At 59.7% G+C, this 15,882-nt stretch carries 20 protein-coding genes; 11 read left to right on the top strand and 9 right to left on the bottom strand.

Annotated features, from left to right (window positions below; translation table 11 throughout):
* Positions 1–150 precede the first annotated feature (150 nt).
* The 4 genes from gltP to BLT55_RS20805 all read left to right on the top strand — a co-directional run bounded on the left by gltP (position 151) and on the right by BLT55_RS20805 (position 5,345).
* Positions 151–1,482, top strand: coding sequence for a glutamate/aspartate:proton symporter GltP (gene gltP, locus BLT55_RS20820; protein ID WP_054999741.1), 1,332 nt, complete (start codon positions 151–153; stop codon positions 1,480–1,482).
* A 93-nt stretch (positions 1,483–1,575) separates the two neighbouring features.
* A complete protein-coding gene (locus BLT55_RS20815; RefSeq protein WP_007253179.1) occupies positions 1,576–1,851 on the top strand; it encodes a hypothetical protein in 276 nt (91 codons plus the stop codon).
* A 216-nt stretch (positions 1,852–2,067) separates the two neighbouring features.
* Positions 2,068–2,316 (top strand): TIGR02647 family protein, encoded by a 249-nt coding sequence (locus BLT55_RS20810; RefSeq protein ID WP_007253178.1) that lies wholly within the window; start codon positions 2,068–2,070, stop codon positions 2,314–2,316.
* A 182-nt stretch (positions 2,317–2,498) separates the two neighbouring features.
* Positions 2,499–5,345, top strand: coding sequence for a class I adenylate cyclase (locus BLT55_RS20805; protein WP_054999742.1), 2,847 nt, complete (start codon positions 2,499–2,501; stop codon positions 5,343–5,345).
* Between the two features lie 285 nt (positions 5,346–5,630).
* Here BLT55_RS20805 and rnk read toward each other — a convergent pair whose 3' ends face one another.
* The 3 genes from rnk to cyaY form a co-directional block, all read right to left on the bottom strand.
* Positions 5,631–6,038, bottom strand: coding sequence for a nucleoside diphosphate kinase regulator (gene rnk, locus BLT55_RS20800; protein WP_007253176.1), 408 nt, complete (start codon positions 6,036–6,038; stop codon positions 5,631–5,633).
* Positions 6,039–6,174: 136 nt separating this feature from the next.
* A complete protein-coding gene (locus BLT55_RS20795) occupies positions 6,175–6,411 on the bottom strand; it encodes a DUF1289 domain-containing protein (RefSeq protein ID WP_007253175.1) in 237 nt (78 codons plus the stop codon).
* A 2-nt stretch (positions 6,412–6,413) separates the two neighbouring features.
* The gene (gene cyaY / locus BLT55_RS20790) at positions 6,414–6,746 is read right to left on the bottom strand and encodes an iron donor protein CyaY (RefSeq protein WP_007253174.1); all 333 of its coding nucleotides are present in this window, start codon (positions 6,744–6,746) and stop codon (positions 6,414–6,416) included.
* Between the two features lie 206 nt (positions 6,747–6,952).
* Here cyaY and lptM point away from each other — a divergent pair, with 206 nt between their 5' ends.
* Genes lptM through BLT55_RS20760 form a run of 6 tightly spaced genes read left to right on the top strand, consistent with a single transcriptional unit; the run spans position 6,953 to position 11,523 of the window.
* Positions 6,953–7,096 carry an LPS translocon maturation chaperone LptM gene (lptM, locus tag BLT55_RS20785; RefSeq protein ID WP_074800846.1) on the top strand — a complete coding sequence of 48 codons (144 nt, stop codon included), beginning with the start codon at positions 6,953–6,955 and terminating at the stop codon, positions 7,094–7,096.
* A gap of 9 nt (positions 7,097–7,105) precedes the next feature.
* Complete coding sequence (gene lysA / locus BLT55_RS20780) at positions 7,106–8,353, top strand: diaminopimelate decarboxylase (RefSeq protein WP_007253173.1); 1,248 nt, start codon at positions 7,106–7,108, stop codon at positions 8,351–8,353.
* 4 nt (positions 8,354–8,357) lie between these two features.
* On the top strand, positions 8,358–9,188 hold the full coding sequence (gene dapF, locus BLT55_RS20775; protein ID WP_054999744.1) for a diaminopimelate epimerase: 831 nt from the start codon (positions 8,358–8,360) through the stop codon (positions 9,186–9,188).
* 13 nt (positions 9,189–9,201) lie between these two features.
* Positions 9,202–9,936, top strand: a complete 735-nt coding sequence (locus tag BLT55_RS20770) for a DUF484 family protein (RefSeq protein ID WP_054999745.1) — start codon at positions 9,202–9,204, stop codon at positions 9,934–9,936.
* A gap of 2 nt (positions 9,937–9,938) precedes the next feature.
* Complete coding sequence (gene xerC, locus BLT55_RS20765; RefSeq protein ID WP_042914294.1) at positions 9,939–10,838, top strand: tyrosine recombinase XerC; 900 nt, start codon at positions 9,939–9,941, stop codon at positions 10,836–10,838.
* Positions 10,831–11,523 carry an HAD family hydrolase gene (locus tag BLT55_RS20760; protein ID WP_054999746.1) on the top strand — a complete coding sequence of 231 codons (693 nt, stop codon included), beginning with the start codon at positions 10,831–10,833 and terminating at the stop codon, positions 11,521–11,523. Before xerC ends, BLT55_RS20760 begins: the two co-directional genes overlap by 8 nt.
* A gap of 79 nt (positions 11,524–11,602) precedes the next feature.
* Here BLT55_RS20760 and sutA read toward each other — a convergent pair whose 3' ends face one another.
* The 4 genes from sutA to glnK form a co-directional block, all read right to left on the bottom strand.
* Positions 11,603–11,932: a transcriptional regulator SutA gene (sutA, locus tag BLT55_RS20755; protein WP_007253168.1), complete on the bottom strand. Its 330-nt coding sequence runs from the start codon at positions 11,930–11,932 to the stop codon at positions 11,603–11,605.
* Between the two features lie 98 nt (positions 11,933–12,030).
* Positions 12,031–12,456 (bottom strand): secondary thiamine-phosphate synthase enzyme YjbQ, encoded by a 426-nt coding sequence (locus BLT55_RS20750; RefSeq protein WP_007253167.1) that lies wholly within the window; start codon positions 12,454–12,456, stop codon positions 12,031–12,033.
* Positions 12,457–12,733: 277 nt separating this feature from the next.
* Positions 12,734–14,071, bottom strand: coding sequence for an ammonium transporter (locus tag BLT55_RS20740; protein ID WP_007253166.1), 1,338 nt, complete (start codon positions 14,069–14,071; stop codon positions 12,734–12,736).
* Between the two features lie 34 nt (positions 14,072–14,105).
* The gene (glnK, locus tag BLT55_RS20735; RefSeq protein WP_002555808.1) at positions 14,106–14,444 is read right to left on the bottom strand and encodes a P-II family nitrogen regulator; all 339 of its coding nucleotides are present in this window, start codon (positions 14,442–14,444) and stop codon (positions 14,106–14,108) included.
* 419 nt (positions 14,445–14,863) lie between these two features.
* On the opposite strand from glnK, the gene BLT55_RS20730 reads away from it, so the two are divergent.
* A complete protein-coding gene (locus BLT55_RS20730) occupies positions 14,864–15,145 on the top strand; it encodes an accessory factor UbiK family protein (RefSeq protein ID WP_054999747.1) in 282 nt (93 codons plus the stop codon).
* A 44-nt stretch (positions 15,146–15,189) separates the two neighbouring features.
* Here BLT55_RS20730 and BLT55_RS20725 read toward each other — a convergent pair whose 3' ends face one another.
* A complete protein-coding gene (locus BLT55_RS20725) occupies positions 15,190–15,495 on the bottom strand; it encodes a HigA family addiction module antitoxin (RefSeq protein WP_054999748.1) in 306 nt (101 codons plus the stop codon).
* Positions 15,496–15,504: 9 nt separating this feature from the next.
* Positions 15,505–15,783 carry a type II toxin-antitoxin system RelE/ParE family toxin gene (locus BLT55_RS20720; RefSeq protein ID WP_074800843.1) on the bottom strand — a complete coding sequence of 93 codons (279 nt, stop codon included), beginning with the start codon at positions 15,781–15,783 and terminating at the stop codon, positions 15,505–15,507.
* Positions 15,784–15,882: the final 99 nt, after the last annotated feature.

Here is a 15,882-nt window from a genome sequence, read left to right as displayed (position 1 = left end):
TTTTCGTCTGCACACGAACCGAAAGGCTCGGCTGCAGTGGCCCTCTCTGGGGATCTTTCAACGTATCCGCGCTCTGAAATTGCCGTGGCAACGCCCTGTCAGTGCGTCGGTTCTGAAACGATCCAAGCGACTTCAAACAAGGGTAAAAATATGAAGAAGGCAAAGTTGAGTCTGGCATGGCAGATTCTCATCGGACTGGTACTGGGTATCGCCGTAGGTGCGCTGCTCAACCATTTCAGTGCTGAAAAAGCCTGGTGGATCACCAACCTCCTGCAACCGGCAGGTGACATCTTCATTCGCCTGATCAAGATGATCGTTATCCCGATCGTTGTCGCATCGCTGATTGTGGGCATTGCGGGCGTGGGCGATGCCAAGAAACTGGGGCGCATCGGCCTCAAAACCATTTTGTATTTTGAAGTCGTCACCACCATTGCCATTCTGGTGGGCCTGGTACTGGCCAACGTGTTCCATCCGGGCACGGGCATCGACATGAGCACCCTCGGCACCGTCGATATATCCAAGTATCAGCAGACCACTGCCGAGGTTCAGCACGATCACGCGTTCATCGCAACGATCCTCAACCTGATCCCATCCAATATTTTCGCGGCCATGGCGCGCGGCGAAATGCTGCCGATCATCTTCTTCTCGGTGCTGTTCGGGCTGGGGCATTCCAGCCTGCAAGCCGAAGTCCGCGAGCCTCTGGTGAAGCTGTTTCAAGGCGTGTCGGAAGCCATGTTCAAGGTCACTCACATGATCATGAGCTACGCGCCGATCGGCGTCTTCGCCCTGATTGCGGTGACGGTGGCCAACTTCGGCTTTGCCTCGCTGCTGCCGCTGGCCAAGCTGGTGATTCTGGTTTACGTGGCCATTGCCTTCTTTGCCTTCGTGGTCCTCGGGCTGATCGCTCGCGCTTTCGGCTTCTCGGTCATCAGGCTGATGCGCATCTTCAAGGACGAGCTGATTCTGTCCTACTCCACCGCCAGCTCCGAAACCGTGCTGCCGCGCGTGATCCAGAAAATGGAAGCCTACGGCGCACCGAAAGCGATCTGCAGCTTCGTGGTGCCGACCGGTTACTCGTTCAACCTCGACGGCTCGACGCTGTACCAGAGCATCGCGGCGATTTTCATCGCGCAGTTGTACGGCATCGACCTGTCGATTGGTGCGCAACTGATGCTGGTGCTGACCTTGATGGTGACCTCGAAAGGCATCGCGGGCGTACCGGGTGTTTCCTTCGTGGTGTTGCTGGCAACGCTGGGCAGCGCAGGTATTCCACTGGAAGGCCTGGCGTTCATCGCTGGTGTCGACCGGATCATGGACATGGCGCGTACCGCCCTGAACATGATCGGCAATGCGCTGGCAGTGCTGGTCATCTCGCGCTGGGAAGGCATGTACGACGATGCCAAGGGCGAGCGCTACTGGAATTCCCTGCCGCACTGGCGTAGCAAGGAACCCGTGCCGCTGGGTCAGCCGACGGCTGATTGATTCCTCAGCCTTTGCGCTCACAAACTCCGGAATTCCGGGGTTTGTTGTTTTCAGGCCGCCGGTTAGACTGCCCGCCTTATTTGAGGATTTAACATGACCGATGCAATCGACAATGACGAAGAAGAATTTGCTGCCTCGACCCTGATCGAAGCCATCGAGAACCAGATCGAAGCCGGTAACCCGCCAGCGGCCAAAGCCGTGTTCAACATGCTGAGCCTGGTTAATTACGAGCGCGAAGACATTCTTGAAATGATGGCACACGTTCTGGCCATCGAGATCGATGCCCTGCTTGAGCAGGACCGCCCGTTCGACACGCAATGGTACGAAGCCGCACTGCGCGCACTGCCCGAGTTGCCACCCGAGAAATAACCACCCGCCGCCACCATGCCGGTGAGATATATGCTGCAAAGCGTTCAGACGCTGTCTACACTGCAGAGGCCCCGCTGCCGCTTGATCCTCCGGGGCTATCACGCCAAGCCGGCTTCAACGGTCTCTAGAACCGACGAGCACAGACACCGACACGTCGATTCCAGACACACCCGCCAGCCGGCGAGGTCGTATCACTATAAAAAGTCTGGAGTAGCTATGTCGTATACCCCTGAGTTGGTTGCCGAACTGGAAATCCTTGCACTGTTCAATCTGGGAAACACCCAGGAAGGCCTCAAAGTTCATCACGTCGCCGCCCCCACTGCCGTCGCAGCAGCACAAAGACTTTTCGAAAAAGGCCTCACGACCCAGGTCGATGGCGGCTATCTGACCAGCCTCGGGCTTGAGGCTGCCCAGCATGCGCAGTCACTGCTGACCATTCTCAGCGTCTCGAAACAGGCAGCTTGAACCGCGCAGGGCCTGCGTAGCAAAAAATGTCGCAGGCCCTTCACTTATCGGAACGTCGGCCGATAACAGCCATTGGCGCCTGAATGGCAACCCGACCGAACCCGCTTCTCTCGGCTGCAAACCTTCTTCGCCATCTTGCTCAGTAATTCCACGCCTGCCCGGGCCAGATGCCTTGAGTTGTGATGACGCGTAACCCTGAAATTCGCCCTGATCTGGACGAGGGCATCGACCGCAAGGTGCTCAGCCAGTTGCGTAACCGCTTCCTGTCGGTCAATGACGGGAGATACGCGCGTGCCCTGGAAGGCATGTCGACTCGCCAACAGAGCGTCATGACACTGTTGCCGCTGTTCTTTCACGTCAATCATCCGCTGTTGCCCGGCTACGTTTCCGGCAGCACGCCTGCGGGCGTCTCGCAGTACGAGCCTGACGCGCCGGTACTGAGCGAAGCGCAGCGCTTGACGCGCTCTTTCTCGTATAAAGCACGGCACGGCAATCCTGCGCAGCCGATCCACGGCCTGTTTCTGATGGGCAGCCTCGGCACGCTGGCCCAGGCTGAACAGAGCGACATGGACGTATGGGTCTGCCATGACAGCGCGCTGGAACCGGACGCTATTATCGAGCTGCGCAAGAAGTGCCAGGCACTTGAAGCGTGGGCCGCCACGATGGGCGCAGAGGCGCATTTTTTCCTGATTGACCCGGAGCGATTCCGGCGCGGCGACCGCGATTCACAGCTCAGCTCTGACGATTGCGGCACCACCCAGCATTACCTGTTGCTCGACGAGTTTTATCGCACCGCGATCTGGCTCGCGGGTCGCACGCCGATGTGGTGGCTGGTGCCGGTCTATGAAGAACAAAATTACGAGGATTACACCCACACGCTGCTCAGCAAACGCTTTATCCGCGCCAGCGAAGTGCTCGATCTGGGGCCGATGTCGCCTATTCCGCCCGCAGAGTTTGTCGGTGCCGGGTTGTGGCAACTCTTCAAAGGTATTGAGTCGCCTTACAAGTCCGTGCTCAAACTGCTGCTGATCGAGGTGTATTCCAGCGAACATCCGCGCGTGCAATGCCTGAGCTTGCGCTTCAAACAAGCGGTGTTCGCCAACCAGCTGGACCTGGATGAGCTGGACCCCTACGTAGTCGTTTACCGGCGCATCGAAGAGCATCTGCAAGCGCGTAACGAACCCGAGCGCCTGGAGCTGGTGCGGCGCAGCCTGTACCTGAAGGTCAACAAGAAGCTGACCGGCTCACCCCGTCTTCGCAGTAATGGCTGGCAACGCCTGCTGCTGGAGCGCCTGACCTCGGAATGGGGATGGGACGAGCGCCAGTTGACCCTGCTCGACAGCCGCAGCCAGTGGAAAGTCCGCCAGGTGGTTCATGAGCGACGCGCGCTGGTCAACGAGCTGAATTACAGCTATCGCTTTCAGACCCGGTTTGCCCGCACCCAGAGCAACGCTGATGCACTGGACGCACGCGACCTGACCATCCTCGGGCGCCGCCTTTATGCCGCCTTCGAGCGCAAGGCGGGCAAGATCGAATTCATCAACCCGGGCATTGCGCTAGACCTCGCAGAAGACACGTTGACGCTGGTCAATTCACCCAATAAACGTGAACCGGGCAAACATCAATGGGCGCTGTACAACGGCAACCTGGGCATACATGAATGGCCGGACTTTTCGCCGATCAAGCGCAGCCGTGAACTGCTCGATATCCTGACCTGGTGCCATCGCAACAGCGTGATCGACGCCACGACCCGCGTGGCGCTGCATCCGGGCATCAGCGACCTGACCGAATTCGAGCTGTTCAATCTGCTCGGCGCTTTGCAGCAAAGCATCGAGCTGCCACTGGCTGACGTCAGCGACGCAGCGCTGCTGCAACCCGCCGTGCCCAAGGAAATACTGCTGCTGGTGAATGTCGGGGTCGACCCGCTCAAGCATCACCGCGACCTCAACATTCTGATGACCACGCAGCGCACCGACTCGCTCAGCTACGCGGGCGTTCGAGAGAACCTGGTGCTGACGCTGGACCAGATCACGCTCAATACCTGGAACGAAACGCTGGTCAGCCGCTACGACGGGCCGCATGCCCTACTCGACTGCATGAGCGAACTGCTCGCCAGCCTGCCGGAGCACGGTCAGCAGCCGCAGATTCGCGTGCGGTGCTTTTGCCACAACCGGGCGCCAGCCATCGCTCAGCGGGTCGAGGAACTGATCAGCACGGCGCAGTTGCTGCTCGCCCGAAAACTCAATCATCGCTATTTGATTCAGGTGCAGCAGCAATACCACGTTCTGGAGATCGCGCCAGGCAGGGTCGGTCATATCGTCGTCAACAGCCTGCCCGGGCTGTTCAAATACCTGGGCGAAGAACTGCCGACGTACAGCCCGTTGCATCTCGACCCCCACGCGCTGGATGACCATGACCTGGCGCTGATCCTGCCGTTCGGGCAACCGGAGTGCATTCAGGTGTTTTACCGGATCAACGAACCGGATGCCGACCTGTACGTGCTGGATGAGCACAATTCGCTCTGGCACCAGCGCGTGCCGTATCACGATGAACACAGCCTGTTGATGCCGCTGCAGCGCTTTCTTCACTCGCTGGACTATCGCCGAGGCGCTTCACTGCCGCTGGATAACCCGTTCGAGCCTATTTTGCTGGAAACGCTCTACTATCAGGTCCTGCCGTCCGGTGCGGCCGTCACGCGGCGCATCGAACATCGCCCGGCCCCCACGGCTGCGGACAGGCCGTATTACGACGTGCAGGCAATCATCGAAGAGGCCTCACCGGGGCAGATCAACGTCACCCTGTATTGCGACAACAGCGAGTTTTCCGAGCTGGAGCATGGCGATCAACTGTACGCCGCCGTTGCGCAACAGATCCTCGGCAAGCGCCAGGAGCCGCAGCGCTACCGCTGCTACATCACCGACCTCGACCTTTCCGGCCTGCTGGATGGCAAGCACGGGCAGAGCATCCTCTTCCTGCGGCACAAGGCTGCGCTGGAAAAACTGCTGAACGAGGCGATGGCGCAGGCGTGACGTGCCCTTGTCGCTAGGAACCCAGTGTTTTTGAGCGGACCGGGCGACGCTTCGTTTGTCCGCGATCTGTCGGTTTTTGTGGGAGCGGACTTGTCCGCGATCTGTCGGGAACCGACAGTAAAACCGGCCGCCTCGGTATATCAGATGCAGCCGAGGCTGCTCGTTTTGGGGTTGCCTTGCAACCCATCGCGGACAAGCGAAGCGTCGCCCGGTCCGCTCCAACAAAACCGAGATCGCAGACAAATGGAGCGCCGGTCGGTCCGCTCCGGAGGCCCCGCTTTTCGGTTACTCGTACTCGCCCGCAGCTTCCGGCTGATATTCCACTGCCAGCAGCGTCAGCTTGAGGGTCTTGCCACCCGGAGCGGGCCAGTCGATGTGCTGGCCGACTTGCAGGCCGAGCAGGGCTGAGCCCATCGGGGCGAGGACCGAAACAGTGCCTTCTACCCCGGCATCCTGCGGATAGACCAGTGTGAGGTGGTAATCCTTGCCGCTGACTTCTTCACGGCAATGCACACGTGAATTCATGGTCACAACGCCCGCAGGCACTTCATCGTGGCCAACCACTTGTTCGGCGCGATCCAGTTCGGCCTGCAACGCCTGAAGGCCCGGCGTGTCTTCGTCCTGGCTGGCGATAAGAGTCTCAAGACGCTGTACGTCGAGTCGGGTGAGGATGATGGCAGGTGCAGTGGTCATGGTCTGGGCAGACTCCTTTATTCTCCATGAATAAAACAAAACCCCGCCGGTACGGGCGGGGTTTACGGGCCTCTCCATCGGGAGAAGCAGCCTTCGACACTAACACAGCGCAACAAATACACAACCCGGCCAGCGCTCAGCCCGCAGCCTGGCCTGCCTCGAAGCCAGCGCGCCGTTCATCTGCTTCACGGCGGATCTGCCGACGCCGGTCATCATCGGCCGAGCGCCATTCGCGGATGTCTTCGACGTGGCGAAAACACCCCAGGCAGACCTTTTGCTCATCGAGCCGACACAGACTGATACAAGGCGAAGCGACCGCCGGGCTGACGTTACTGAAAAGCGGTTTGGGCGGACGAGCGGGTGTCTGGCTCACGATCAGATCTCGGAGAAATCCAGCTCGACGCCGGCCTGCTCTTTGGTAAAGCGCGTAAGCATCTCGCTCAGCAGCTCATCACTGGAATCGCATGCCCAGCAAAAAGTCTCTTCGTTGTAGTCATAGTGAAAACCACCCGATTTAGCGGCCAGCCAGAGCTGACGCAGCGGCTCCTGACGACTGAAAATCAGTTGCGTGCCGCCTTCGAACTTGACGGTCAGCACCCCGGCCGAGTTTTCCAGATCCACATCCAGACCACTCTCGTCGAAGACGTCTTCGATATTCTGCTGAGTCGCATCGACCAGATCGTGAAAGCGCGCTTCGGTCAAACTCATTACGGAAACCTCGATAATTGTCTGCTGATGGCGCAGACGGGCAAGATACGGACGCCGCCAGGCAAATGCAAAGCTTACCCGTCAGTTTGTGTTTCATCATCGTAATAATGCCCGAGGCCCGCCAGACGGGACGGCCCTCGCATAGGCAAGCCGCCGGGTGGTCGGTATACTCGGGCGCAATTAATGCTTTTACAAAGGATTTCGCCATGAAGCGCCTGATCTCTTCGCTTGCTGCGCTGGTCGCGGTCGCGTGTCTTGTTACAGCCTGTGGCCAGAAAGGCCCGCTGTATCTGCCGGACGACACCAAAACCCCGGAAGAACAAGCCAAATCGCAATCACAGCACCTTTAAGGGATTCAAATGGACGCCTTCAACTACCGCGACGGTGAGCTGTTCGCGGAAGGGGTAGCCTTGTCCGGCATTGCCGAGCGCTTCGGTACGCCGACCTACGTCTACTCGCGCGCTCACATCGAAGCGCAATACCGTGCCTACGCCGATGCGCTGGACGGCATGGCGCATCTGGTCTGCTTTGCGGTCAAGGCCAACTCCAACCTGGGCGTACTCAATGTCCTGGCGCGTCTCGGCGCCGGTTTCGACATCGTTTCCCGCGGCGAGCTGGAGCGTGTGCTGGCGGCTGGTGGCAAAGCCGAAAAAATCGTGTTCTCCGGCGTTGGCAAGACCCGCGAAGACATGCGCCGCGCGCTTGAAGTCGGCGTGCATTGCTTCAACGTCGAGTCCACCGACGAGCTGGAGCGCTTGCAAGAAGTGGCTGCCGAACTCAACGTTCGTGCGCCGATCTCGCTGCGCGTCAATCCGGACGTGGACGCGGGCACCCACCCGTACATTTCCACAGGCCTGAAAGAAAACAAGTTCGGCATCGCCATTGCTGCTGCCGAAGACGTTTACATTCGTGCCTCGCAGTTGCCGAATCTGGAAGTCATCGGCGTCGATTGCCATATCGGCTCGCAACTGACCACCCTCGAACCCTTTATCGATGCGCTGGATCGCTTGCTGGATCTGGTCGACCGGCTGGGCGATTGCGGCATCCACCTGCACCACATTGATCTGGGTGGCGGTCTTGGCGTGCGTTATCGCGATGAAGAGCCTCCACTGGCGGCTGACTACATCAAGGCCGTGCGCGAGCGGCTCGCTGGCCGGGATCTGGGCCTGCTGTTCGAGCCAGGGCGCTTTATTGTGGCCAACGCGGGCGTGCTGCTGACCCGGGTCGAGTACCTCAAGCACACCGAACACAAGGATTTCGCTATCGTCGACGCGGCGATGAACGACCTGATCCGCCCTGCCCTGTATCAGGCCTGGATGGACGTCACCGCGGTACGCCCGCGCGACAGCGAAGCGCGTGCCTACGACATCGTCGGGCCGATCTGCGAGACCGGCGACTTCCTCGCCAAGGACCGCGAACTGGCCCTGGCCGAAGGTGATCTGCTGGCGGTGCACTCGGCCGGCGCTTACGGTTTTGTCATGAGCTCGAACTACAACACCCGTGGCCGTGCCGCTGAGGTACTGGTCGACGGTTCCCAGGCTTTTGAAGTGCGTCGTCGCGAAACCGTGGCCGAGCTGTTCGCTGGCGAAAGCCTGCTGCCGGAGTAATCCCATGCTGCTGCGTTTTACCAAGATGCACGGGCTGGGTAACGACTTCATGGTCCTCGACCTGGTGAGTCAGCACGCGCATATCCTGCCCAAACACGCCAAACAGTGGGGCGACCGCCACACCGGTATCGGTTTCGATCAGCTATTGCTGGTCGAGGCGCCGAACAACCCGGATGTGGACTTTCGCTATCGAATCTTCAACTCGGACGGTTCCGAGGTTGAACAATGCGGCAACGGCGCACGCTGTTTCGCGCGCTTCGTGCTCGACAAGCGTCTGACCGCCAAGAAGCAGATCCGCGTCGAGACCAAGGGCGGCATCATCGAACTGGATATCCGCAGCGACGGGCAGATCAGCGTCGACATGGGCCCGCCGCGCTTTGCTCCGGAAGAAATTCCGTTTCAGGCAGCGCAGCAAGCCACCCGCTATTCGGTCGAAGTCGACGGGCAGACGGTCGAGCTGGCCGCTGTGTCGATGGGCAATCCGCACGCCGTGCTGCGCGTCGATGACATCAACAATGCCCCCGTGCACACGCTCGGCCCGAAAATCGAACATCACCCGCGCTTTCCGGCACGGGTCAACGTCGGCTTCCTCCACATTGTCGATCGCCAGCGCGCGCAGTTGCGGGTCTGGGAGCGCGGTGCCGGGGAAACCCAGGCCTGTGGCACCGGGGCGTGTGCGGCGGCAGTTGCTGCCATCAGCCAGGGCTGGATGGACTCGCCACTGCTGATCGACCTGCCCGGAGGTCGCCTGTCCATCGAATGGGCCGGCCCGGGACACTCCGTCATGATGACCGGCCCTGCGACTCGGGTCTACGAAGGCCAAGTTCGTCTTTAAGCGAGTACATACGATGACCGACCAGCCTCCAGCTTCCACCAGCCCCCCCAGCGAATCGCCTGTCGATAGCGCAGCGCCAGACCTTGAAGCAGAGGCGGTCATCGCTTTCCTGCTCGAGCACCCCGAGTTCTTCGCCGAGCACGACGAGCTGCTGGTGTCGATGCGCATTCCTCACCAGCGTGGCGACACCGTTTCGCTGGTCGAACGCCAGCTCAAGCTGCTGCGCGAGCGCAATATCGAAATGCGCCATCGCCTCTCGCAACTGATGGACGTCGCCCGCGACAACGACCGACTGTTCGAAAAGACCCGCCGCCTGAACCTTGCGCTGATGGACGCTACAAGCCTGGACGAGTTGGTGATTGCGGTGGAAGACAGCCTGCGTCAGGACTTTCAGGTGCCCTTTGTCAGCCTGATTCTGTTCAGCGACAACCCCATGCCGGTGGGGCGCTGGGTCAGCACTGCCGAGGCCCAGAAAGCCATCGGCGGCCTGATTGGCGAGAAAATCATCTGCGGCGCCCTGCGCGAGCATGAACTGGCCTTTCTGTTTGGCGCAGAACAGGCCGGGGAAGTCGGCTCGACCGCCATCGCCAGCCTGAACCACTTAGGCCTGCATGGGGTGCTGGCCATCGGCAGCCGCGACCCTCAGCACTACAAAAGCTCGGTCGGTACGCTGTTCCTCAGTTACATCGCTGACGTACTGAGCCGCCTGCTGCCTCGCTTCGCCCACTCGCTACGTTCGGTTCGCTAGCCATGGAACACCACCTGGATGCCTACTGCATGCACCTGCGCAGTGAGCGCCAGGTGTCGCCGCATACGCTCGAAGCCTATCGACGCGATCTGGGCAAAGTGCTCGCGTTCTGCCAGAAAGCCGGGTTGTCGAGCTGGACGAATCTGGATATCCAGCACCTGCGCAGTTTCACGGCCCGCCAGCATCAGCAAGGCCAGTCCTCGCGCAGCCTGGCGCGGATGCTGTCGGCCGTGCGCGGGTTCTACAAATACCTGAATCGGGAAGGCATCTGCCAGCACGACCCCGCGAACGGCCTGTCGCCGCCCAAAGGCGAGCGACGCCTGCCCAAGACCCTGGACACCGACCGCGCGGCGCAACTGCTCGACGGTGCTGTCGAGGAAGACTTTCTGGCGCAACGTGATCAGGCCATTCTGGAGCTGCTTTATTCGTCAGGGTTGCGGCTGTCCGAACTGACCGGGCTCAACCTTGATCAACTGGACCTGCGCGCCGGGCTGGTGCAAGTGCTCGGCAAAGGCAGCAAGACACGCGTGTTGCCGGTCGGCAGCAAGGCGCGCAAGGCGCTGGAGTCATGGTTGCCGTTGCGCGCCCTGACCAACCCGCAGGACGACGCAGTGTTCGTCAGCCAACACGGCAAACGGCTCGGGCCACGTGCGGTGCAGAACCGGGTCAAGGCCGCTGGCGAGCGCGAGCTTGGGCAGAACCTGCACCCGCACATGCTGCGTCATTCATTTGCCAGCCATCTGCTGGAGTCATCGCAAGACCTGCGCGCGGTGCAGGAGCTGCTTGGCCACGCCGATATCAAAACCACGCAGATCTACACGCATCTGGACTTTCAGCACCTGGCGACGGTCTACGACAGTGCCCATCCACGCGCCAAACGTAAAGGATCTGCAGATGATTAAGCTGGTGACGTTCGACCTCGATGACACGCTCTGGGATACCGCACCGGCGATCGTCGGTGCCGAAGCCACGCTGCGTGACTGGCTGGCCGAGCACGCGCCCAGGCTCGGCCCCGTTCCCGTCGAGCATCTATGGGAGATCCGCTCACGCCTGGTGGCCGCTGATCCCACCTTGAAGCACCGGATCAGCGCACTGCGGCGGCGGGTGCTGTTTCATGCCCTGGAAGACGCCGGTTACGAGCCCGACGAAGCGCAGGATCTCGCTGATCAGGCATTTGAAGTGTTCCTGCATGGCCGCCATCAGGTGCAGATTTTCCCGGATGTGCAACCCACCCTAGAAATTCTCGCCAAGACCTTCACGCTCGGCGTGATCACCAACGGCAATGCCGATGTGCGGCGGCTGGGGCTGGCGGACTACTTTACCTTCGCCCTGTGCGCCGAAGACCTGGGTATCGGCAAACCCGACCCGGCGCTGTTTCTCGAAGCGCTCAGACGCGGCAAGACCGACGCCAGCGCGGCTGTCCACGTCGGCGACCACCCCAGCGACGATATCGCAGGCGCTCAACAGGCAGGTATGCGTGCCATCTGGTACAACCCGCAAGGCAAAGTCTGGGATGCCGACAGGCTGCCGGATGCCGAGATCCACAACCTGTCGCAGTTGCCGGAAGTACTCGCCCGCTGGGCCTAGCCCCGCCCCGTACAAAACGCGCCCAAGAAAAAGCCCGCAGCGACGGCGGGCTTTTCTTTATCACAAGGCAGTCACAACTTCAGATAGGACGGCTGCCGTACTTGTTTTCAGGCTTCTTGGGCGGATCAGCGACCACATTGGCCTCCACTTCCTGCACCTTGCCGCCACGCGCCAGGAATTCTTCCATGGCACGCGCCAGTGCATCCCGCTCTTTGTTCTTGGCTTCTACGCTGGGCAATTCCTCGACCGAAACTGCGGCCTTGGCCTTGCCTTTGGCGGGTGCCGCCGGAACGTCGGAGTCGTCTACCTCGACCGCTTCGTCTTCCGGAGAAGCAGCTGCAAGCTCCTCACCGTCATCCTCGCCTTCTACGTCGTCTACCAAGTCGTCATCAATGTCGTCGTCGCTCATGTTCTACCTCATGACTTGCGAAAGCTGATTAGTTATAGCCCAACCACCCGGAATTACTAAGGTGGCCGGAAAAATTCAACAACCGCTGACTCCAGCGGTTATGTCCATTCACCCTGGAGGGTGGCAAGGACGTTACGAGACCCGGCAGCGTCTCGATGTTCGCCCAGGTAAATACCTTGCCAAGTGCCCAGCGCCAGTCGGCCTTCCGTTACCGGCAAAACCAACTGACAGCCCAGCAGGCTGGCCTTGAAATGTGCGGGCAAGTCATCAGGGCCTTCGTCGTCATGCTCATAGCCGTCAACGCCCTGGGGCACCAGCCGGTTGAAAAAACGCTCGAAGTCACGACGCACCGCCGGGTCGGCGTTTTCGTTGACGGTCAACGACGCCGAGGTATGTTGCAGCCACAAGTGTAGCAATCCGACACGACAATTCCGCAACGGAGGCAGGCCTGCCTGTATTTCGTCGGAAACCAGATGAAACCCACGAGGCCTGGCCCGCAAGGCGATTCTGGATTGATGCCACATACCGTTCTCCGCACCTTCGGCGCGCATTCTAACTCGACTGAGAAAAAAGCAAAGCGCGCAATAAACCGGCTTCCCTGCAAGTTGACGAAGACCGTCATGGCAATGCTCACGACTACGTCTGCACAGCCACCTGCAATCACGTCACCTGCGCTGCGTCATCGAACCGGGATCATTGACGCGGGCAAGATCAATGACAGCAAAAACACCGGGTTTATCCACAAACCTCAGACAAAAAAAATGCCCGGACACCGGGCATTTCTTTTTGGCGGGCTAGTGCTTACAGGTTGTAGCCACGCTCGTTGTGTTGCGCAAGGTCCAGACCAACCGATTCTTCCTCGTCAGTGACCCGTAGACCCATCACGGCATCCAGCACCTTGAGGATGATGAAGGTCACAATCGCGGTGTAGACGACGGTGAATGCAACGCCCTTGAACTGAATCCAGACTTGAGCGCCGATGTCAGTCACGGTGCCGAAGCCGCCCAGTGCCGGGGCTGCAAACACGCCGGTCAGGATCGCGCCGACGATGCCACCGATACCGTGCACACCGAAGGCGTCCAGGGAGTCGTCGTAGCCAAGCTTGCGTTTCAGGCTGGTGGCGCAGAAGAAGCAGATCACGCCTGCAGCCAGACCGATGATCAGAGAACCCATCGGGCCAACAGTACCGGCCGCCGGAGTAATGGCAACCAGACCGGCAACCACACCCGAAGCGATGCCCAGCGCACTTGGCTTACCGTGCGTCAGCCACTCGGCGAACATCCAGCCCAGCGCGGCGGCAGCGGTAGCGATTTGAGTCACCAGCATCGCCATACCGGCAGTGCCGTTGGCTGCAGCGGCGGAACCGGCGTTGAAACCGAACCAGCCGACCCAGAGCATTGCTGCGCCGATCAGGGTGTAACCCAGATTGTGCGGAGCCATCGGGGTGGTCGGGAAGCCTTTGCGCTTGCCCAGTACCAGGCACGCCACCAGACCGGCTACACCGGCGTTGATGTGCACCACGGTGCCGCCTGCGAAGTCCAGAACGCCCCAGTCCCACATCAGACCACCGACGCCGCCCCAGACCATGTGAGCGATTGGCGCGTAGACCAGCGTGAACCAGATACCCATGAAGATCAGCATCGCGGAGAACTTCATGCGCTCTGCGAAAGCACCGACGATCAGCGCGGGGGTGATGATTGCAAAGGTCATCTGGAAGGTGACGAACACCGCCTCAGGGAACAATGCAGCAGGACCGGTAAGGCTCGCCGGCGTGATACCCGCCAGGAACGCTTTACCCATACCGCCAAAGAAGGAATTGAAGTTGACGACGCCCGCTTCCATACCGGTTGTGTCAAACGCAATGCTGTAGCCGTAAACGACCCACAGAATGCTGATCAGGCCGGTAATGGCGAAACACTGCATCATCACGGACAGAATGTTTTTTGAGCGAACCATGCCGCCGTAGAACAGCGCGAGGCCGGGAATGGTCATGAACAGGACCAGAGCGGTCGCGGTCAGCATCCATGCGGTGTCGCCAGAGTTCAGCACCGGCTCGGCCACTGGATCAGCCGCCAGGGCAAGACCAGGTAATGCGAGGGACAACAGGGCACCGAGCCCTGCGAATTGACGCAGAGTCATATTGTTTTCTCCTGGGGCGTTGGGGTTTGGCGGCTTAAATAGCGTCTGTATCGGTCTCGCCGGTACGGATGCGAATGGCCTGTTCCAGATTGACCACGAAAATCTTGCCGTCACCGATCTTGCCAGTGTTGGCGGCCTTGGTTATGGCCTCGATGACGCGATCCAGATCCTTGTCATCGATGGCAACGTCGATCTTCACCTTTGGAAGAAAGTCGACGACGTATTCAGCACCGCGGTACAGCTCGGTGTGACCCTTCTGACGCCCGAAGCCTTTGACTTCAGTAACGGTGATGCCCTGCACGCCGATTTCAGACAACGACTCGCGCACGTCATCCAATTTGAACGGCTTGATGATGGCAGTGACTAGCTTCATGAAAACTTTCTCCCGAATTGGTGGACTTGCCCCAGGAAAACAAACCCGACTCAAGTCTAAGCGCAGTGTCTGGCTTTGTAACGTGTCGGCCGCCTGATCAGGCCAGACCGACGCCAGAAAACCGCTTGTGACGAAACACATCCCCGCTCCGCCTGCCGCACTGCATTCGTCACAGCGACTGCATCAGTGCATGGGTCATAAGCCACTAAGCAGAAAGCTTGCCATCTCGTGAATATTCATTGAATACAGGCTCTTGTGCGTATTCAGGGCGGTAATGGACGACCCCGCCCGCAGGCAACGCACAAGCATGGTGCGCACCTGCATCCGGCGACGCTCCATAAGCGTGCACCTGACACCTCCAGAAATGACTATAGACGCTGCGTGTTACACTGCTGCCCAACTGATTCAGGAAAATCATCATGATCGCGCCCAAAGCTTTCCTCGACGCCCTCAGCGGCCACGCCTCGCGCCTGTTCAATGGCGAAACGCCCGTCCCTCGCAGTGAATTCGAAACTCAGTTCAAGGCCCTGCTACAAAGTGGCTTCAGCAAACTGGACCTGGTCAGCCGCGAAGAATTCGACAGCCAGATGGCCGTCCTCGCCCGCACCCGCACCCGCGCCCGTCTTGAGGCGCTGGAGGCCAAAATGGCCGAGCTGGAAGGGAAAGTCGGCGGGGCCGCAGGGACTGAAAAAGCCGAATAAGGGCTTCTCTTGTATTGCTGTCAGTGCTGCAGCGCTGAGCATTGTCATGCACAGCAGGCCAGGCGCGTGACCTGGTCACGAATCTGAGCGCCCTTTTCCATTTCTGTCTTGCGCAGGTCGTGAGCGAGTTGCAGGTTCAGCCAGAACTCGGCGCTCGTATCAAGGCATGCAGCAAGACGCAGCGCCACATCAGCGCTCACGCCTCTGCGCTGGAGCACAATGTCGTTCACCGTCGGCGTCGACACGTTGAGGGCCCTGGCCAGAGCTGCAGCGGTCAGCCCCATCGGTTTAAGATATTCCTCTTTCAAGACCTCGCCTGGGTGGACAGGGCGCATTCCGTTTTTGGTCATTGGGGTACCTCAGTGATAATCGACAATTTCCACATCCTCGGGGCCGTTGGTGCCCCAGACGAAGCAAATCTTGAATTGAGCGTTTATACGGATGCTGTATTGGCCAGAACGACTTCCATCGAGCGCCTCCAGTCGGTTACCAGGCGGAGAACGCAAATCCAGCGTCGAGGTAGCAGCATCAAGCATTGCAAGCTTGCGCTCGGCAACAGACTTGATTGATGGCCATAACCGCGTCTTGCCATGAAAAAATAGAGATCTCGTGTGCATACATTTAAAGCTCACAATCATGATTAAAGCTTAACGTTATTCGTTAATACAATGCTTTATTTGCCATTACGACGACCTGCAATGCGGCCCTTCGGCAAGTCATGTGGGACTTTTCCTTCA

The organism is Pseudomonas cannabina (assembly GCF_900100365.1).
GTDB classification, from domain to species: Bacteria; Pseudomonadota; Gammaproteobacteria; order Pseudomonadales; family Pseudomonadaceae; genus Aquipseudomonas; species Aquipseudomonas cannabina.
The sequence above is the reverse complement of the archived record's forward strand: the minus strand, read 5'-3'. Positions and strand labels throughout refer to the sequence as shown.